This is a genomic window from Flavobacterium sp. AK-301, from assembly GCF_058310215.1.
The window spans coordinates 1-20,257 of sequence record NZ_JBZEES010000006.1 but is presented as its reverse complement, the minus strand read 5'-3'; the positions used below and the strand labels follow the sequence as shown (position 1 = coordinate 20,257).

The window sequence follows — 20,257 nt, the reverse complement described above, 5'->3', positions numbered from 1 at the left end:
TTTAAGCTGCTAATGCATAATTATCTTCTCCTGAATATTCATCATTAAAAAATCCCTGAACAGAAAACGATTCAATTGATGTAGAACTTGTTATAAAACTTCCCTTTTTTTCACTGTACAACTCAAAAATACAAGAAGAAATTTTATTTATAGAGTCATCAGAAATAAATATAATATTCTCTAAAGGGAAAAGATTTTGAAATTTTTCTTCAAAATCAATTTCAGCCTTCATATATATTTCACTATTATAAAATTCTAAAGGGGTTACTTCTAATAAATGTGACATAGAATTTTTTCTATATTCATATCTAATATTAGAATCAGGAAATTTAGCATGAAGCTCTTTTAATGTATTTATTATATATTCTATTGATGTCATTAGTTTAATTTATTTTTAAGTGATTGAATAATAAATCTGCTATTAGATAAGCACTCTTCACTACTATCAGATAGTATTTGAATATTATAGTAATCCGACTGAATCCTACATTCTTTTAACTCAGCAATCTTTCTTTTTAAAGTTACATACTCTCTAAACTCAACTTCTTTTTTAAAATCTTCTAATATTTTATGTATTATATAGCCATGAGTCCCTGCTCGATAGCTCAAACATTCCATTTCTATATCTTTATAAGCTATATTCCTGTAACATTTTAGGGTATACTTCATAAACTGAAAACAACCGTAATAGGAACAATGGACACTAGATGCATAAAAATTATTCTTTATTAACTCTTCAGCTGAATCAATATTAAAATTTGATTTCTCTTTTAGGTTACTCAATTTAAAATCTGTTCAAAATTATTATAGTATTATAAATACAATCCTATTTTAAGGATTTTTAACAAATCAAATGTAAAACTTATTTTTAATTATGTTAACTTTTATAATACTTTAATTTATCCATATTTAAAATAATTAGTATCCTACTATTATTTTCCTATTCTTAAAAATTTATCTACTTAGTAGATATAAATAGTTTTCCCTGACTAATGTACAATAATTTCACGAGCTAAAAGCATAATATCGTAAATTATATCTGTATTTTATCTTGAATAATTAGGTGCTTCTTTTGTAATGGTAACGTTATGAGGATGGCTTTCATTGATACCACTGGAAGTGATTCTGACAAAACGCCCGGTTTCTTTTAATGTAGGAATGTCTTTTGCTCCGCAATACCCCATACCGGCTCTTAAACCACCAATAAACTGAAGCATACTTTCATTCAGTTCTCCTTTGTATGGTACGCGTCCTACGATTCCTTCGGGAACTAGTTTTTTAACATCGTCTTCGACATCTTGGAAATAACGGTCTTTTGAGCCTTCTTTCATGGCTTCAACGGAACCCATTCCACGATAGGATTTGAATTTTCTTCCTTCAAAAATAATGGTTTCTCCTGGTGATTCTTTTGTTCCTGCAAGCAGAGAACCTAACATGACACAGTCTGCTCCTGCGGCAAGTGCTTTTGGGATATCTCCTGTATAACGGATACCACCATCTGCAATAACCGGAACTCCTGTACCTTTGATTGCTGCTGCAACTTCTAATACTGCTGAAAACTGAGGGAAACCAACTCCTGCTACAACACGGGTTGTACAAATTGAACCTGGTCCGATACCTACTTTAACGGCATCTGCTCCATTTTCTACTAAATATAAGGCTGCTTCGGGCGTAGCAATATTACCTACAATAACATCTACTTCCTTAAACCTGCTTTTGATTTCTTTTAATACGGACACCACACCTTTTGTATGTCCGTGAGCGGTATCAATAATTAAAGCGTCTACTCCTGCATGTACCAGAGCTTCTGCTCTCTGAACGGCATCACCGGTAACACCAATGGCAGCGGCTACTCTTAATCGTCCGTAAACATCTTTATTAGAAATCGGTTTCTGAATTAGTTTTGTAATATCTCTGAAAGTAATCAAACCTACTAATTTATAATCTTTATTAACTACGGGTAGTTTTTCTATTTTATGTCCTTGTAAAATCACTTCTGCTTCGTCAAGCGAGGTTCCTTCTGCTGCAGTAACTAAATTCTCTGTCGTCATTACTTCAACAATGGGACGGATACTGTTTTTTTCGAAACGAAGGTCACGATTGGTGACGATTCCTTTTAGTGTTCCTTCATCGTCTACAATCGGAATACCTCCGATACTGTATTCTTTCATACAGGCTTTTGCATCAGCAACGGTTGCAGATAGGGTTAAAGTAACGGGATCAATAATCATTCCTGATTCTGCTCTTTTTACTTTGCGAACTTCGGCTGCCTGCTGTTCAATACTCATATTTTTATGTAAAACTCCGATACCGCCTTCTTGTGCCATAGCAATAGCCATCGCGCTTTCTGTTACGGTATCCATAGCAGCGGATACTATTGGTACATTAAGTGTTATATTTCTGGAAAATTTAGACTGAATACTTACTTCGCGTGGAAGAACTTCGGAAAAGTTAGGAACTAATAATACATCATCGTATGTTAATCCTTCACCTATAATTTTTGAATTGTGTGCTTTCATGTGCAATTTGTAGTTAAATTGCATGCAAATATACTTAAAAATAAAACGTGAAAAGTAAAAAAATAAAATGTTTTTTGTGAAAAGCGAAAATCAATTTATAATTGATAGTTTTTATGAAAGGTAAGAAATTAAAAACAATCTGCTAAACTGCATGTATGATATAATCTAAATCACAACTCACTATACTGTAAAAGTGCTCAGGCACAGTATTCAATCAGGTACAAAACTATTCACTAAGAACCCACCCCGCCCTGCGGGCACCCCTCCGAAGGAGGGGAATACGTATCGTCATTTCACTTTTTACTAAAAAACATTTTACAAAAACTATCAATTATCAATTGTAAACTATCAACTAAACGACTAGTGAAATGCTCCAAACAGTTTGGTTGCTTCATTATAGGAAGATTCAAAACTCATCGGACTAGTATTTATATTCTCTTTCATAGTTGTAAAATAGGATAGCATTCTTTCGGTAGGCATATTTCCGGTAAGGTCATCTTTTGCCATCGGGCAACCTCCAAAACCTTGAATGGCTCCATCAAATCGCCTGCATCCTGCTTTATAAGCGGCATCCATTTTCTCAAACCATTTCTCAGGTGTAGTATGCAAATGTGCTCCGAATTCAATTTCGGGATATTTAGGGATCAAATTAGAAAACAAGTAATCTATTACATCGGGTGTTGAACTTCCTACTGTATCAGATAAAGAGAGTATTTTTACTCCCATAATAGATAGTTTTTCGGTCCACTCTCCTACAATATCTACATTCCAGGGATCCCCATAGGGGTTCCCAAATCCCATGGATAGATAGGCAACTACTTCTTTATTGCTTTTATTGGCAATTTCGAGAATCTCCTGTAATATAATTAGTGATTCGGCAATGGTTTTATGGGTGTTACGCATCTGGAAATTCTCGGAGATAGAAAAAGGATATCCGAGATACCGAATAGATTCGTGTTCTGCTGCCTGTTCTGCTCCTCTTGTATTTGCTATAATAGCAAGTAATTTACTCTTAGTTTGGGACAGGTCTAAACCTGCCAAAACAGTAGCAGTGTCTTCCATTTGAGGAATAGCTTTAGGGGATACAAAACTTCCAAAATCAATTGTATCGAATCCAACACGTAATAAAGATTGTATATACTGTATCTTTTTATCGGTAGGAATAAACATCTTAATGCCTTGCATGGCATCACGGGGACATTCTATAATTTTCACCTGTTTCATAGAATCCCAAAGATAAGAAAGTATCGGATTGTACAAAATCGTTTTAATAAAACAGAAAAAGTTTTTTATTCTTTATTTAAAATTGCTTTATTGATCTTTTTAATCAATATGGGACCTTCGTAAATAAACCCGGTATAAAGCTGAACTAAAGTTGCTCCTGCTTCTAGTTTTTCAATGGCATCTTCGGGAGTATGAATTCCGCCTACTCCAATAATCGGAAAAGCTTTATTGCTTTTCTCTGATAAGAAACGAATTACGTCTGTTGATCGTTTTGTTAATGGTTTACCGCTTAATCCTCCTGCTTCATTCTGTACCTCAGAGATCAATCCTTCTCTGGAAATAGTTGTATTGGTTGCTATAATTCCTGCAATTTTAGTAACTGCAATAATATCTATAATATCAAGTAATTGTTCGTCTGTCAGATCTGGAGCAATTTTTAACAGAATCGGTTTTGCCTTTGGTTTCGCTGTGTTTTTATTCTGTAAAGTCTGTAGCAATTGTGTTAGCGGTTCTTTGTCCTGTAAAGCACGTAGATTTGGTGTATTTGGAGAACTTACATTTACTACGAAATAGTCGACATAATCGTACAGGGCATCAAAGCATATCTCATAATCTTTAACGGCTTCTTCGTTAGGAGTTACTTTATTCTTTCCAATATTCCCTCCTATTAGTACTCCTTTGTTTTTTTTTAATCGGATTACGGCTTCCTGAACACCTCCGTTATTAAATCCCATTCGATTAATAATGGCACTATCGGATTTTAAACGAAATAAACGCTTCTTTGGATTTCCTTCTTGTGGTTTTGGGGTTAAAGTTCCGATTTCGATAAAACCAAAACCCAGATTAGACAATTCATAATACATTTTTGCATCTTTATCAAATCCTGCTGCTAAACCCACCGGATTTTTAAACTTTAATCCGAAAACTTCTCTTTCTAATCTTGAATCTTTTACTTCATATATTGCTCTGAACAAACCTGAAAACCCAGGTATCTTGTTCCAAAAACGAATAACAGCAAAGGTAAAATAGTGTACTTTTTCCGGATCAAAGCAAAAAAGTATTGGGCGAATCAATAATTTATACATCTTATAGTAGTGTTGTTTCAGCAAAAATAGATATTAGTTTTGATAGGGAGAAACAAAATATTTACGATATACGATATTTGAGATACGATATTTTATAAGAAAGAATCAAGAGACAAGAAAAAAGATATTTACGATATACACGCAAAGATTCGCACAAAGGTCGCAAGGTTTTCCCAAATACTGCGTACTGGAACTGTAAACTGAATACTTTTCATTACTTAGTGAACTTTAGACCTTCAACTTTAAACAGAGTACTTCTTTTTTTACCTATGAGAATATAGTAACTTTATGAAATGAAAAAAAATGATTCAGAATAAAGATGGAGTTAACTAAAAAAGAAACGGAGGATTTCCTTCACGCTATGGATTTACATAAAGAACTTGCTTATTATCTTATAGATAAACTAATACAGGAAACAGATCAGCCTAAAATAGAAGAGATCCAAAAAGGAAATTATTTTGAAATTCAGAATGATGAAAAAGAACTCTTATCAGAAAACTGGTATTACAGTGTTCACGGAGAACACTGTTTGTTTGTAAATGAAATAACCCATCAGGAAATAGAGGTTTCATTGGGAAATAAAGAGTCTGTTGAAAATCTGGATCCTTATTTTTTCTATTTATTCTTAAAATCAACAAAAGAGGTTCAGTATCTGGCAGAACGCTTTCAACAGCCTTTTCAAGAAATATCAGCATTATTTGAAAAGTTTGAAAAACAAAATATTCTTCAGTATATAGGTGGCTGCGAATATCGTAACAAGCAAATATCATCTGTAAACCACTAATTATCAAATATTTTTTGATATGAAACTAAACGATTTGAGTAAACTGGCACAGACTTTTAAAAGTACTTCGCAAATGCCTGCACTTTTCCTTGGACATGGCAGTCCGATGAATGCAATTGAAGAAAATGGATTTACTCAAAACTGGAATATTTTAGGACAATCACTTCCTAAACCTAATACTATTCTTTGTATTTCAGCACATTGGGAAACACAGGGAACACATATAACAGCAATGAAAAATCCGATAACTATTCATGACTTCGGCGGATTTCCACAAGCTCTTTTTGATGTGGAATATCCTGCTCCCGGAAACCCTGAACTAGCCATGGAAACCAAAAGCCTTATTACAAAAACAGAAATAGAACTGGATCACGAATGGGGACTCGATCATGGTGCATGGAGTGTCATTAGGCATCTTTATCCTGATGCAGATATTCCTGTTATCCAAATGAGTCTTAATTATTATCAGACTCCTCAGTATCATTATGAACTGGGTAAAGAACTGGCTGCACTTCGAAAAAAAGGAGTTTTAATTATAGGAAGTGGTAATATTGTTCATAATCTCAGAGTAATAGACTGGAGAAATCCGGAAAGCGGATATGACTGGGCAGAAGAAGCAAACTCTAAAATGAAAAATCTGATCATGGATAATAATCATAAAGATCTGATTAATTATAAAACACTAGGAAAAGCATTTGAACTTTCGATACCCACTCCTGAACATTATTTACCTATGCTCTATACCCTGGCTTTAAAAGAAAAAAATGAAAATATAATCCTTTTTAATGATACTAACGTTATGGGATCTATTGCTATGACTTCACTAATCATTGCTTAAGAATATAAAAAATTGATTTTCTAATTTGTACCTTTGTGAAAAATAAAATAAAACCAGTCATGCAGCAAATTATAGACCGCTTTATAAGTTACGTTACAGTTGATACTGAATCTGATCCCAATTCAGATACCACTCCAAGCACAAAAAAACAATGGGATCTTGCTAATAAATTAGTTGAAGAATTAAAAGCTATTGGCATGCAGGAAGTAACAATTGACGAGAATGCCTATATTATGGCTACTCTGCCAAGTAATGTGGATTATCCTGTTCCTACAATCGGATTCATTGCACATTTTGACACTACTCCTGATTTTACTGGAGCAAATGTAAAGCCTCAGATCGTGAAAAATTATGATGGAAAAGATATTATTCTGAATAAAAAACAGAACATTATTCTTTCTCCTAATTACTTTAAAGATATGCTTCAATATATCGGTCAGACCCTAATTACTACAGACGGAACAACTCTTCTGGGTGCTGATGATAAAGCCGGTATTACTGAAATTGTTACAGCAATGGAATATCTGATCAAAAATCCGGAAATTAAACATGGAAAGATCAGAGTGGGATTTACTCCTGATGAAGAAATAGGTCGTGGTGCACATAAATTTGACGTAAAGAAATTTGGTGCCGAATGGGCGTACACTATGGACGGAAGTCAGATCGGTGAACTGGAATATGAAAATTTTAATGCTGCCGGAGCAAAGATTACTTTTAAAGGGAAAAGTGTTCATCCCGGTTATGCAAAAGGAAAAATGATCAACTCTTTACTAATCGCAAATAAATTTATTAAAAAATTACCTCCGGAAGAAGTTCCTGAATTAACAAAAGGATATGAAGGATTTTTCCATATCAACCATATTAAAGGGGAAATAGAAGAAACTGTTCTGGAACTAATTATCCGTGATCATCACAAAAATAAATTTGAAAAGAGAAAACAGTTAATCGAAAAAATAGTAAAGAAACTCAATAAAAAATATGCCAAACAATTTGGCGGAGATATTGTTTCGGTTGAGATCAAAGATCAGTATTATAATATGAAGGAAAAGGTAGAACCTGTAATTCATATTGTGGAAGTTGCAGAAAAAGCAATGAAAGAGGTGGGAATTAAACCAATCATTAAGCCGATACGTGGTGGAACGGATGGTTGTCAGCTGTCCTATATGGGGTTACCTTGTCCTAATATATTTGCAGGAGGACATAATTTTCATGGAAAATATGAATATGTTCCGGTTGAAAGTATGCAGAAAGCTGTTGAAGTAATTGTGAAAATTGCAGAATTAACGGCTCAAAAGAAATCCTTATAAGCATAAAAAAAGTCCCGATAAATCGGGACTTTTTTGTTTCATTTATCTTCTTCTAAAACAAGTTTAATTTACTACGTTTTCTTCAATCCATTTTACATCAGACGCGTCTATTTTTATATTTACATTATCTCCTGTATCTGCTAAAATCTTTTTAGCAATTACTTTTGTTACAGGTACTATTACATTAAAGTGATCAGCATTCTGTATTTTATAGGAATAGAACGGAATATTATTTTCTGTTGCTATTTTTTGTATATCATCAAATTCATACCACCAGGAATCTTCTCCTTCAAAATAAAAAGTCGGAGAAGTAAATGACTTTATAAATGTCCCCGGAGAACGAAGTCTAAATTCTTCTGTATCATTTTGATCAAAAGGAACCTTAACCATCATTGATCCTGCTTCAAGGCGAAGTTTTAAATCCGGTATACCACCTAATGAAAATACAGCTCTGAATCCTTTAGAAAACTCACTTCCTAGTAAAGCTGTTGTTCCTCCTGTACTATGTCCTGCTAAATAAATTCTGTTTGGATCTACATAAGGAAGCTTAGCTAAATATTCTCTGGCGGATTCCAAATCATTTATTTCTCCATAAAACATTTCATAGTTTCCGGGATTATCATTCTCTGCTCTAAAACTTGGAATCATCATAACAATACCTGATTCCCGGATAACTCTTCCGCTCTGATCATTGTCTTCTGATTGTGGTTCCCAAAAGAAATCACCTATTCCGCCATATCCTCCATGTACCCATATAAGTGCCGGATATTTTTTCCCGTCTTTAGGATCAGGTGTAATATAAGAAGCCATATCCCCGTCTTCTGCAGGATAATAAATTAATTCAAGTATTTCTTTTGGAGGAACAGCAGGAACTCCGTCTCCAATAAAACTATGATCAACAATCTTTGTCTTAAAATTAGAACGAGCTGTTTTTAAATCAATATTCTCTACTTCTAAATCCTGTCTTGAATTTTTACAGGAGTAAACTAATATTATAAACAATACTCCTGAAAAAACAGAAAATAAAGATATTATCTTTTTAATATTATTTTTCATTTTTAAACTTTTTAATTAATCTTATCTATTCTATAATTTATTTATACCTAAATCATCTTTATCAGCTCTTTTTGATACTTCAACCTCTTTTTTGAGTTTGTTTACCCTTTATCTGTACTTATAGATTTTAATAAATATTTATGTATAATTATCTTTACGAAACCTGACCTTCTTATAAAGCTATATTGGTTTTTAGATATAATCTGTTCTACTTCAAAACAATCTATTGATTTGTTCTTCTTTTTTTAATTCCCATATGCTTTTGAAGATCTTATTACAGAGCCTTCTCTTCTCTATTGATAGTTGTATTTACTAAATAAAGTTTAAAGGGATGATCGTATTTTTGTTTTCTATTTATAAAAAATGTCTAAAAAAGTTAGATTCTTTTTTAGACATTTTTTATAAATAGAGACTTTTAAATATTATTTCTTTACTACAGAGGGCGCATTTAATTTAGCACTCATTTCCATAGAAATAGCAGAACGTTCCATTTTTAACTTTCCTGCCATTGTTTCAATAACTACAGTTCCTGTACCTTCAGCGATTTCAGAAATTTTTCCGTGTAACCCGCTTTTAGTGATAATTTTATCACCTACTTTCAGGTCATTTTCAAATTGTTTTTCTAATTTTTGTCTTTTTTGTTGTGGTCGGATCATAAAAAAATATACGACTACAAACATTAATAAGAAAGGGGCGAATTGTGTAATTTGTTCCATAATTGAGTTTAGAGATGCTACCTATTATTTTCCAGCTTTTGGAGTTACAGTAGCTTTAATATTTATTTTTTCAGAACCTGTAGCAGTATTAGTTGTAACGGTTACTGTTTTCAGCTGTTGTCCCGGTTTACCATTTGAATCGAAAGAAACTTTTATTTCTCCGGTTTCTCCTGGTTTAATAGGCGTTTTAGGATATTCAGGAACAGTACATCCGCAAGAAGCTTCGGCGTTTATCAGTAAAAGTTCTGAATCTCCTTCATTTTTAAATTTAAAAACGGTTTCAACTTTATCTCCTTCATTAATTACACCAAAATCGTGTTCTGTTACATCAAATTTCATTACCGGAAATTTTGCTTCGGCAACTTCTTTCTGAACAACTTCTAAATTAGCATCATTAATTTTTGCAGCTGCACCTTCTTTTTTGCAGGAAGTGGTCAGCACTAATGATGCAATAGCTAATAAACAAACAGTGTTTTTAATCATAATTTTTATATTAATAATTCTACATTAAACCTCTACCGGTTTTGATTAATTTATTATTAGTCTGGTATTCCTTGATTATATTATCCAAAATTCCGTTGATAAAAATACTACTTTTTGGAGTAGAATATTCCTTCGCAATTTCTAAATATTCGTTAATTGTCACTTTTACAGGGATAGAAGGGAATTTTAAAAACTCACAAATAGCCATTTTTAGGATAATTGTATCTATCTCTGCTATTCTTTCTGCATCCCAGTTTGGTGTCTTATCAATAAACTCTTTAGATAATTCTACTTCATTCAGTACTGTTTTTCTGAATAAATCTCTCACAAAATCCTTATCATCAGAATCTTTGTATAATCTGGAAACAAAGGAAGGATTATTATCGTCTTCTTTAAGTTGTCTTAAATGTTTAACAATAGCCGTGTTTACTAACGGAACATCATCTACCCATGTAAGCTTATGATCTTCTATATAATCATACAGTTTTTCATTTGGAGCAATAATTTCTGTAAACAGATCAATAATAAAATTTTTATCTTCCTGAAAATTATTAATACGATTGCTCATATAATTCTCATACAGACTGCTTTTTTTTATCTCTTCCAGAAGGATAATAATATAATCGTCATTTAATTTCCAATTATTTATTTTTCTTTCTTCCAGAACTATACTAAGAGCATTATTATCTGTCAGCAGCTGAAGAATTCCATTATTGACGAATTTTCTGTTGGGATTTTTTTCTTCGCTGGTTACAAGATGTTTTTTACTGGATTTTTCTAAGAAATCCTCTTCTACACCTTTGATTTCTATAAGAGAAGATAGCATAGTGAGATATAAATCCTGAATATTTTCAATACTATGAAAAAGGAATTTTTCCTGTTTCTCAAGATTGTCTGAATTGTTTTGATGCATCGCATATATTGATTGCATCACCTTAACACGAATATGTCTTCTATTTAACACCTTTGTAAGAACATTTAAAATTAGTAAAGCGAAAGAAATCTTTCGCCTTACAAAAATAGAAATAATATTGAAAACAGTTAATTATTTAGCACTTTCTTTTTTTCTGGCGTCAATACGCTCCTGAGCAATTTTCATTGCTGCTTGTTGTGTAGTAATACCGTTCTTTTCTGAATGAGAAAATATCTCCAATGTAGTATTATAAATATTTTCTGTTCTTTTCATTGCTTCTGCCTTACCATACCCTGCTATTTCTCCATAAACATTTATAATTCCACCTGCATTGATAAGGAAATCCGGTGCATATGAAATACCTCTTTTCTTAAGGATCTGACCATGAATAATATCATTTGCTAACTGGTTGTTTGCAGCTCCTGCAATTACTTTAGCTTTAATCCTGTTTACAGTATCATCATTAATGGTTGCTCCGAGTGCACAAGGAGAATAAATATCTACATCTGCACTGTATAAATCACTTCCTGTAAAAATGGTTGCACCATATTTTTCACCAACTTCTTTTAATCTTGCTTCATTAATATCAGAAATCTGAACAACTGCACCTTCTTTTGTCAGATAATTAACCAGAATTTCTCCTACATGTCCAATCCCCTGTACTAAAACTTTTTTACCATCAAGAATATCAGTACCAAACTGGTATTTAGCAGCAGCTTTTAAACCCATAAAAACACCATAAGCAGTCACAGGAGAAGGATTTCCTGATCCGCCCCTGGATTCAGATATACCGGTAACATAAGGCGTAACATCTCTGATGATATCCATATCCTGAGTAGTAGACCCCACATCTTCTGCTGTAATATATTTACCGCTTAGAGAATGAATATATTCTCCGAATTTGCGTATCATTTCAGGTGTTTTATCTTTTTTCGCATCACCTATAATTACTGCTTTACCTCCGCCTAAATTTAATCCGGTAATTGCAGATTTATAAGTCATTCCGCGTGAAAGCCTTAGTACATCATTCAAAGCTTCCCATTCGTTTGCATAATTCCAGATTCTGGTTCCTCCTAAAGCAGGTCCTAAAACTGTATTATGAATACCAATTATTGCTTTTAAACCAGTATCTTTGTCGTGACAAAATACAATTTGCTCATGATTATCAAATGATAATTGTCCAAAAACCGGATCAATTTTGTGTAGTTCATTTGCCTTAGTGACTTCTGTTACCATACCAAATGTTTTAATTAGGTTAGATTTATAATTTTTCAAAAACTCAAAACAAATTTAGGATTAAATTCAGAAAACAACAATAATATCGACAATTATTAGCAATACATTAATAATTTAATTTTTATACAGAAACTAAATTATAATAGGAAGGACGCTTAATTAACTATAATTTATAATTTTTCAGACAAAGTAATTCAGCAACAATGAAAGAACTTCAGTATTTAAACAAATATTTCATAAAATATAAATATCGTTTTCTTATCGGTATTTTAATTACAATTATAGCTCAATTTTTCTCTTTAGTAACCCCTCAACTTGTAGGTGATTCAATAAATGCTATTGAATCCTTTTCTAAAGACAATACAGTAAGCTCTTCTCTTATTAAAACCGAACTTCTAAAAAACATCTTACTCATTTTAGCAACCACTATTATTGCTGGATTTCTGACCTTTTTAATGCGACAGACTTTGATTGTAATGTCCCGTTATGTAGAATTTGATCTAAAAAATGAAGTTTTCAGACAATATGAGAATCTTTCACAAAGTTTTTACAAGAAAAACAGAACCGGAGATTTAATGAACCGTATCAGCGAAGATGTTGGAAAAGTAAGAATGTATGTTGGACCTGCTGTTATGTATACACTTAACACCTTTATCCGTTTTGCTGTAGTAATTATACAAATGTATATCATCTCCCCAAAGCTGACCTTATATACTCTATTACCTTTACCATTACTATCCTACAGTATTTTTAAATTAAGTACGGAAATCAATAAAAGAAGTACCATATACCAACAAAACCTGTCTAAACTATCGAGTTTTTCTCAGGAAATGTTTTCCGGAATCAGAGTTATTAAAGCTTACAGTATCGAGAGTAAAACACAAAACGATTTTGCTGAATTATCTGAAGAAAGTAGAGTAAAGAATATGAGTCTGGCTAAAGTAAATGCCTATTTTGGTCCGTTAATGATCTTATTAATAGGCTTAAGCAGTTTAGTAGTAATCTATGCCGGAGGTATGATGTATATCAATGGTAGTATAAAAAGCATAGGAACAATCGCACAATTCATACTCTATGTAAACATGCTTACCTGGCCGGTAGCATCATTAGGCTGGGTATCTTCAATGGTTCAGGAGGCAGAGGCTTCCCAAAAACGTATCAATGAGTTCTTAAAAATAGAACCCGAGATAAAAACAAAAACAAATGAACCAAGTAAAATAGAAGGTGCCATTTCTTTTAATAATGTTACCCTCACTTATGAAGACACTAATATAACTGCTCTTAAAAATATTTCTTTTTCTGTAAAAAAAGGAGAAACATTGGCTATTCTGGGTAAAACAGGCTCAGGAAAATCAAGTATTCTTTCACTAATAAGCCGACTTTATGATGTCAATAAAGGAGAAATCACTATAGACAACAAAGAAATCAGTACCCTGAATCTGCATGACCTGCGCAACAGTATAGGTGTTGTACCTCAGGATGCTTTTCTTTTTTCCGATACAATCAGGAATAACATCAAATTCGGTAAAGAAGATGCAACAGATGAAGAAATTATTACTGCTGCCAGAAGTGCTGTTGTCCACGATAACATTACTGCTTTCAATCTACAATATGATACTATTCTGGGTGAAAGAGGAATCACACTTTCGGGAGGGCAGAAACAGCGTATTTCTATAGCAAGAGCTATTATAAAGAATCCTGATATTTTATTATTAGATGATTGTCTATCTGCTGTCGATACAGAAACAGAAGAAGCTATTTTATCCAATTTACTTATGATTTGCAAAGATAAAACCACAATTATAGTAAGTCATCGTGTTTCATCTGCAAGAAACGCAGATAAAATAATCATTTTAGAAGAAGGAGAAATAATACAACAAGGCTCTCATAATCAACTAATAAACATAGAAGGATACTATAAAAAGATTTATTTAAAACAACTTTCGGAAAAAGAATTACCGTAATTTGTTGTTTTGTTAAGTTTTTTTTTGGATTTTTGATTATACTTAACCAAATTTTAATTGACAGAAGGATTATGAGTGAAAAAGAAATGTTAGAAAAAGAAGAGATTTTTTCTAAAGTATTGAGAGCTGGAAGAAGAACGTATTTCTTTGATGTAAGAGCTACTAAGGCAGATGATTATTACATAACAATTACTGAAAGTAAAAAATTTACTGAAGAGGATGGATCTTTCCATTTTAAAAAACACAAGATTTACTTGTATAAAGAAGATTTTGCTGCTTTTGGAGAAATTCTTGAAGAAATGACTTCTTATGTTTTAAATCATAAAGGTGAAGAGGTAATCTCTGAAAGACACCAAAAAGACTTCAAAAAGGAATATTACGGAAATGAGAAAACGGAAGATACTATTCCGTCAACAGAAAATTTCACTGACATAAACTTTGAAGATATTTAATTAAAAACTGCCCTCGAGGCAGTTTTTTTTACCCTATTCTTAATCCATTCTCGATTTTTGATTCCGGTTGCAGTAAAATAATATCTCCCTCATTCCCTACTGCTCCCAAAATCAGGCACTCACTCATAAAATTAGCAATTTGTTTTTTAGGAAAATTAACCACCGCAACAACTTGCCTGTTTAGTAGCTCTTCCTTATTATATCGTTTTGTAATCTGAGCCGAAGTTTTTCGTATCCCTGTTTCAGTACCAAAATCTATTGTCAGCTGATAAGCCGGTTTTTTCGCCTGAGGAAAATCCTCTACTGATAAAACGGTTCCGACACGCATTTCTACTTTTTCAAAATCATCCCAAGTAAGCATAATTTATATCTGTTTAAAATTTATATTTATTCATTTTCAAGATTAAAGTCTAATTTACAAATTATATAAGAAAAGCATTTTCAAAACCATTATTTTTATCGTATTTTAGTAAAAATTAATACACTAAAATGGCAGATACACCTTCTAATATGTTACCGATCGGAACAAAAGCTCCTGATTTTAAACTAATGGATACAAATTCTAATTACCAATACTCTTTTGAAGAACTTAAAGGAAGTAGAGGTACATTGGTTCTTTTCATCTGTAACCACTGCCCTTTTGTATTACATGTAATAGATGAAATTGTCATGATAGCAAACGATTATCGTGTCCAAGGACTCGGTATCATTGCAATCAGCAGTAATGATATCGTAAAATATCCTCAGGACGGCCCTGACTTAATGACCGAATTTGCTTTTCAGAATAAAATTGAATTCCCATATCTGTACGATGAAAGTCAAGATGTTGCTAAAGCATATGATGCCGCATGTACTCCGGATTTTTATCTGTTTGATTCCAGAGACCGATTAATCTATCGTGGTCAGTTGGATGATTCTAGACCGGGAAATGGTATTCCTGTAAGCGGAAGCGACCTGAGAAATGCAATAGATGCCTTATTATATAACAGAAAGCTGAACAACAATCAGAAACCAAGCATTGGCTGTAATATTAAATGGAAATAATTATTATAAATTCTCATCAAAAAATTAATAATTATTAGACGATTGTCATTTTGATGGCATAATATTTGTTTGTTTCTATATATTCGTTAATTTTGTCCCGTATTAGAAACATATGAAAATATCTATATCACAAATAGTACCCTCAGAGAATCGTATTTTACCTGCACCTGCAAGAGTAAAACCCCAAGTATATTCATTCAATTTTATACCTATAGACTAAAGTATAACTATATCCGTTCTTAATAAGAACAATAGTTATAGTTACTCACAGCCACACGCAACCAATAAATAAAAATAAAAAAAACAATTCATATTAATTCTTCATGTACCATGAGTATTAAAATTCAACCGAAGTTATCAGTAAGACAAATTGCATGGATTATAGTAATCTCAATTTTTGCTATAACTGCATCACTGATTTTCAACAATCACGTATCGCCGGCATGGCTAATCATTCCTGTACTGCTAATTGTTGCAGTAGCATATGACACCATGCAGAGTAAACATGCTATCAGACGTAACTATCCTATCATCGGACAATTACGTTATTTATTCGAATCAGTACGACCGGAATTCAGACAATACTTCTTTGAAGGAGAATTAGATGGGAAACCATTCAACAGACGTCAGCGTTCTATTGTTTACCAAAGAGCAAAAAACGATAAACAAACTATTTCTTTTGGAATGCAGGATGATCCGAATCGTGTAGGATATGAATGGGTTGCTCATTCTATTTATCCAAAACATGCAGATTATAAAGACTTCAGAGTAACTATTGGTAATACTCAATGTAAACAGCCTTATAGCGCCAGTATCCTTAATATTGGAGCCATGAGTTACGGAGCATTAAGTAAAACAGCTATAACTTCTCTTAATAAAGGAGCTATGAAAGGTGGTTTTGCACATAATACGGGTGAAGGTGGTGTAAGTGATTATCATTTACAGGGTGCAGATGTGATCTGGCAGATCGGAACTGGTTATTTTGGATGTCGTAATGAAGACGGAACCTTTTCTGGTGAATTGTTTGCTAAAAATGCAGAACGTCCTAACATTAAAATGATCGAACTTAAACTTTCTCAGGGAGCTAAACCGGGACATGGCGGACTACTGCCTGCGGAAAAAAACACTCCTGAAATTGCTGCGATCAGACATATCAAACCTTTTACTACTGTACACTCTCCTTCTTCTCATACAGCATTCAGTAATGCTACAGAAATGATGTACTTTCTAAATAACCTGAAAAAACTATCTGGTGGGAAACCTATCGGTTTCAAAATCTGTATTGGTCGTCAGGATGAATTTACAGATGTTGTAAAAGCAATGCTTGAAACAGGAATTGTTCCGGACTTTATCACTATTGATGGTGCTGAGGGTGGTACAGGTGCTGCTCCGTTAGAGTTCATAGATTACATGGGAATGGCGCTTTCTGATGCTCTGGTATTTGCTACTAAAGTATTAAAAGAATATGGATTACGCGATCAGGTAAAAATATTAGCTTCCGGTAAAGTAATTACTGCTTTTGATTTAGCAAAAGCTATTTCTCTTGGTGCTGATGCTTGTTATAGCGCAAGAGGAATGATGTTCTCTTTAGGATGTATTCAGGCTTTAAGATGTGACAGCGGTAAATGCCCTGTAGGTATTGCTACACAGGATAGAACACTTTATAAAGGTATTGATATTACAGATAAAAGTGAACGTGTTGCTAACTTCCATAAAAATACCATGAAAGCATTAGCTGATTTCATCGGAGCATGTGGTTGTGAAACGCCTAAACAAATTACTCCTAAGATGTTCTATAAAAAGACTGATAAGGATATTAATATGAGTTTTGCTGAAATCTATTTTAAACAAAAGAATCCGCTTAAAAGCCCAGTATCGGCAAACTAAGAAAAAACCTCTTATAAATAAAAAAATCCTCAATTATGAGGATTTTTTTATTTATAAGAGGTTTTTTGGTCCAATGTCTGAATGTAGAAAGACTGAAAGGCAGCTGAGCAGTAAAGGAGTATTCAGTTTACAGTTTCCGAAAACTATCAACTAAAAAACCACCCCGCCCTTTGGGCACCCCTCCGAAGGAGGGGAAATTGTATCGTCGTCTTACTTCTCACATTTTACATTTTACAAAAAAACTATGAAAACAAAAAAAGGTATCCCGATGGATACCTTTTCTATTCTTTACTGAATCAGTATTATTTTACTGCCATTAATTCAACATCAAAGATCAGTGTTGCGTCCGGTGGAATTACTCCTCCTGCACCACGAGAACCATATGCTAAATGTGATGGAATTACAAAACGAGCTTTATCTCCTACTTGTAATAAAGCAATACCTTCATCCCATCCCTGGATTACATTTCCTTTTCCTAAAGGGAAATCAATAGGCTGTTTTCTTTTATAAGAAGAATCAAATACGGTTCCGTTATCTAAAGAACCTGTATAATGAACAGAAACCGTTTTACCATTTTCTGCTTTTACTCCGTTTCCTTTCTGAATTATCTTATAACGCAATCCGCTTTCTGTTTTATCAAAACCGGCTGCTAATTTTTCCATAGCTGCTTCTGCTTGTTTTTTTGTTTCCTCTTCACGTTTTGCTCTGGAACCTTCAAACACTCTGAAAGCTTCAACAGCATTCCATTTTTTAGCTTCTTCTCCTTCTCTCAGTATCTCGATACTTTCAATAATGTCTCCTTGAGCAATTGCATCTACTATATCCTGTCCTTCAACAACATTACCAAAAACAGTATGTTTATTGTCTAACCAGTCTGTAGCAATATGTGTAATATAAAATTGAGAACCATTACTTCCGGGTCCTGAATTAGCCATTGCTAAAACCCCTGGTCCGTTATGTCTCAATTCCGGATGAAACTCATCATCAAACTGATATCCCGGTCCGCCCGTTCCTGTTCCCTGAGGACAACCTCCCTGTATCATAAAATCAGGAATAACTCTATGGAATTTAAGACCGTCATAATAGGGTTTGCCCTGTGGTCTTGCTTTATTTTCTAAATTACCTTCAGCTAAAGCAACAAAGTTACCAACTGTTCCCGGTGTTTTATCATAAGCTAATTTTACTAAAATAGCTCCTTTGGAAGTATTAAACTTAGCGTATATTCCGTCTTGCATATTATTATTATATTATAATTAAACTACAAATATAAGGCTTATTTATAAATCTGACGATTTCAAAATAGTACATTACAATCTCTATTTTCTCTTAAAGGTTAACGCATAAATAGAAAGGGAAATAAAAGAAAGACCAATACATCCCAAACTAAAAGCAGACCATCCATCAATCTTCCACAGGAATAATCCAAAAGCGGATCCAAAAGCTGTACCTAAAAAACTAAAGGACATAAATACTGTATTCATTCGGTTTCTGGCTTCCGGCAGGAAAGAATATACTCTCGTCTGATTAGATACATGCACAGACTGCAGACCTATATCCATTAGAATAATTCCTATGATGATTCCTGTTAAACTTGTTGCTGAAAAGTAGTAAACAATAAAACTCAGTAAGATCAGCAAACAACCATACCCGATAATAATACGGGGGTTACCTTTGTCTCCAAATTTACCAACTAATGGTGCTGCTAATGCTCCGGATGCTCCTACAATCCCTAAAGCTCCGATAGTTGCACTATTATAGCCGAATGGTTCTGCTGATAATAATAAAACCATTACTGTCCAGAAAGCTCCAAACTGGGCAAAACACAAAGCATTTATCACTGATGCTTCTCTTAATACGGGCTGTTCTTTTATCAGCACAAATAAAGAACGAAGTAAATCACCATAGCTTCCTTTAAAATCGGGTTTATTAATCGGTAAACGTCTCTGAATGATAAAGAAAATTATTAAACAAACTCCTGCAGCAATCCAAAACATTCCTCTCCACCCTATCCATGTTGCTCCAATAATACCACTAACTGTTCTGGAAATAAGAATCCCTACCAAAAGTCCACTCATTATTGTACCAATTACTTTACCTCTCTGTTCCGGTGAAGCAAGTGCCGCTGCCATAGGTAAAATCAATTGTGGAACAATCGAAAAAGCTCCTATTAAAAAAGAAGCAATCTGTAATACTAGAAAATTTTGGGCTACTGCTGCAATAACAAGCGCTACTACTGCTGCCAGAGTGGTATATAATATCTGTTGTTTCCTTTCTAATTTATCCCCTAAAGGAATCATAAAAAACATTCCAATCGCGTAACCTGCCTGTGTTAAATAGGTGACGGATCCTGCATAATCTTCTGCTACGCCAAATTCTTTTGCAATAAGAATAATTAATGGCTGACAGTAATATAAATTCGCAACTATAAGACCTGTGCAAACTGCCATAAATCCTACATCTGATTTTGATAAACTCATGGCACAAAGAAACAAAAAAGACGGCATACAGAAATCATAAAAAATTCATAAAACCTTTTTTCTGAATCTATCCCCGTTTAATTTCATTAGGATATTTTAAATTATAAATAATGTAAAATTTAGGTTTTTGGATCGCTAGTTTGAAGATGTTCATTTTGAATATCTTTCCACATTTTTACCCTTTTTATGTAAACTTATTTCTATACAACTCCTATTTTATATCGTTGAGAATAAAGTCTTTGAAAACAGATTGTTTAACGCCTCAAAATATA

The 20,257-nt window shown here is 33.2% G+C and carries 20 protein-coding genes; 7 read left to right on the top strand and 13 right to left on the bottom strand.

Features of this window, described 5'->3' with window-relative positions; all coding sequences use genetic code 11:
• Position 1: 1 nt before the first annotated feature.
• The 5 genes from AC4FQX_RS09995 to AC4FQX_RS09975 all read right to left on the bottom strand — a co-directional run bounded on the left by AC4FQX_RS09995 (position 2) and on the right by AC4FQX_RS09975 (position 4,828).
• Positions 2-379 (bottom strand): hypothetical protein, encoded by a 378-nt coding sequence (locus AC4FQX_RS09995; protein ID WP_491167548.1) that lies wholly within the window; start codon positions 377-379, stop codon positions 2-4.
• The gene (locus AC4FQX_RS09990) at positions 379-783 is read right to left on the bottom strand and encodes a HEPN domain-containing protein (RefSeq protein WP_491167547.1); all 405 of its coding nucleotides are present in this window, start codon (positions 781-783) and stop codon (positions 379-381) included. Before AC4FQX_RS09990 ends, AC4FQX_RS09995 begins: the two co-directional genes overlap by 1 nt.
• 263 nt (positions 784-1,046) lie before the next feature.
• Positions 1,047-2,519 carry an IMP dehydrogenase gene (gene guaB, locus AC4FQX_RS09985; protein WP_491167546.1) on the bottom strand — a complete coding sequence of 491 codons (1,473 nt, stop codon included), beginning with the start codon at positions 2,517-2,519 and terminating at the stop codon, positions 1,047-1,049.
• Between the two features lie 360 nt (positions 2,520-2,879).
• The gene (locus tag AC4FQX_RS09980; RefSeq protein ID WP_491167545.1) at positions 2,880-3,743 is read right to left on the bottom strand and encodes a hydroxymethylglutaryl-CoA lyase; all 864 of its coding nucleotides are present in this window, start codon (positions 3,741-3,743) and stop codon (positions 2,880-2,882) included.
• Between the two features lie 65 nt (positions 3,744-3,808).
• Positions 3,809-4,828, bottom strand: coding sequence for a quinone-dependent dihydroorotate dehydrogenase (locus AC4FQX_RS09975; RefSeq protein ID WP_491167544.1), 1,020 nt, complete (start codon positions 4,826-4,828; stop codon positions 3,809-3,811).
• A gap of 319 nt (positions 4,829-5,147) precedes the next feature.
• On the opposite strand from AC4FQX_RS09975, the gene AC4FQX_RS09970 reads away from it, so the two are divergent.
• From AC4FQX_RS09970 to pepT, 3 genes are read left to right on the top strand one after another with little or no spacing between them, the layout of a single operon-like run.
• On the top strand, positions 5,148-5,612 hold the full coding sequence (locus AC4FQX_RS09970; protein WP_491167543.1) for a DUF6896 domain-containing protein: 465 nt from the start codon (positions 5,148-5,150) through the stop codon (positions 5,610-5,612).
• A gap of 19 nt (positions 5,613-5,631) precedes the next feature.
• Positions 5,632-6,450 (top strand): 4,5-DOPA-extradiol-dioxygenase, encoded by an 819-nt coding sequence (gene ygiD / locus AC4FQX_RS09965; protein WP_491167542.1) that lies wholly within the window; start codon positions 5,632-5,634, stop codon positions 6,448-6,450.
• A 59-nt stretch (positions 6,451-6,509) separates the two neighbouring features.
• Positions 6,510-7,757, top strand: coding sequence for a peptidase T (pepT, locus tag AC4FQX_RS09960; protein WP_491167541.1), 1,248 nt, complete (start codon positions 6,510-6,512; stop codon positions 7,755-7,757).
• Positions 7,758-7,820: 63 nt separating this feature from the next.
• Here pepT and AC4FQX_RS09955 read toward each other — a convergent pair whose 3' ends face one another.
• The 5 genes from AC4FQX_RS09955 to AC4FQX_RS09935 all read right to left on the bottom strand — a co-directional run bounded on the left by AC4FQX_RS09955 (position 7,821) and on the right by AC4FQX_RS09935 (position 12,161).
• Positions 7,821-8,813 (bottom strand): alpha/beta hydrolase family protein, encoded by a 993-nt coding sequence (locus AC4FQX_RS09955; RefSeq protein WP_491167540.1) that lies wholly within the window; start codon positions 8,811-8,813, stop codon positions 7,821-7,823.
• Positions 8,814-9,235: 422 nt separating this feature from the next.
• Entirely contained in the window at positions 9,236-9,529 is a 294-nt protein-coding gene (yajC, locus tag AC4FQX_RS09950; RefSeq protein ID WP_491167539.1) for a preprotein translocase subunit YajC, read from the bottom strand.
• Positions 9,530-9,553: 24 nt separating this feature from the next.
• Positions 9,554-10,012: a DUF1573 domain-containing protein gene (locus tag AC4FQX_RS09945; protein WP_491167538.1), complete on the bottom strand. Its 459-nt coding sequence runs from the start codon at positions 10,010-10,012 to the stop codon at positions 9,554-9,556.
• Between the two features lie 19 nt (positions 10,013-10,031).
• Complete coding sequence (gene nusB / locus AC4FQX_RS09940) at positions 10,032-10,943, bottom strand: transcription antitermination factor NusB (protein ID WP_491167661.1); 912 nt, start codon at positions 10,941-10,943, stop codon at positions 10,032-10,034.
• Between the two features lie 114 nt (positions 10,944-11,057).
• Entirely contained in the window at positions 11,058-12,161 is a 1,104-nt protein-coding gene (locus tag AC4FQX_RS09935) for a Glu/Leu/Phe/Val dehydrogenase dimerization domain-containing protein (RefSeq protein ID WP_491167537.1), read from the bottom strand.
• 203 nt (positions 12,162-12,364) lie between these two features.
• Between AC4FQX_RS09935 and AC4FQX_RS09930 the strand changes: the two genes are divergently transcribed.
• Positions 12,365-14,125, top strand: a complete 1,761-nt coding sequence (locus tag AC4FQX_RS09930; protein ID WP_491167536.1) for an ABC transporter ATP-binding protein — start codon at positions 12,365-12,367, stop codon at positions 14,123-14,125.
• Positions 14,126-14,196: 71 nt separating this feature from the next.
• Complete coding sequence (locus AC4FQX_RS09925) at positions 14,197-14,577, top strand: PUR family DNA/RNA-binding protein (protein WP_491167535.1); 381 nt, start codon at positions 14,197-14,199, stop codon at positions 14,575-14,577.
• A 28-nt stretch (positions 14,578-14,605) separates the two neighbouring features.
• Here the strand turns inward: AC4FQX_RS09925 and AC4FQX_RS09920 are convergent, their stop codons facing one another.
• The gene (locus AC4FQX_RS09920) at positions 14,606-14,941 is read right to left on the bottom strand and encodes a tRNA-binding protein (protein WP_491167660.1); all 336 of its coding nucleotides are present in this window, start codon (positions 14,939-14,941) and stop codon (positions 14,606-14,608) included.
• Positions 14,942-15,066: 125 nt separating this feature from the next.
• Here AC4FQX_RS09920 and AC4FQX_RS09915 point away from each other — a divergent pair, with 125 nt between their 5' ends.
• Complete coding sequence (locus AC4FQX_RS09915; RefSeq protein WP_491167534.1) at positions 15,067-15,621, top strand: thioredoxin family protein; 555 nt, start codon at positions 15,067-15,069, stop codon at positions 15,619-15,621.
• Between the two features lie 330 nt (positions 15,622-15,951).
• On the top strand, positions 15,952-17,508 hold the full coding sequence (locus AC4FQX_RS09910) for an FMN-binding glutamate synthase family protein (RefSeq protein ID WP_491167533.1): 1,557 nt from the start codon (positions 15,952-15,954) through the stop codon (positions 17,506-17,508).
• Between the two features lie 302 nt (positions 17,509-17,810).
• Here AC4FQX_RS09910 and AC4FQX_RS09905 read toward each other — a convergent pair whose 3' ends face one another.
• A complete protein-coding gene (locus tag AC4FQX_RS09905) occupies positions 17,811-18,743 on the bottom strand; it encodes a peptidylprolyl isomerase (RefSeq protein WP_491167532.1) in 933 nt (310 codons plus the stop codon).
• An 81-nt stretch (positions 18,744-18,824) separates the two neighbouring features.
• Positions 18,825-19,985 carry an MFS transporter gene (locus AC4FQX_RS09900; RefSeq protein WP_491167531.1) on the bottom strand — a complete coding sequence of 387 codons (1,161 nt, stop codon included), beginning with the start codon at positions 19,983-19,985 and terminating at the stop codon, positions 18,825-18,827.
• Positions 19,986-20,257 lie beyond the last annotated feature (272 nt).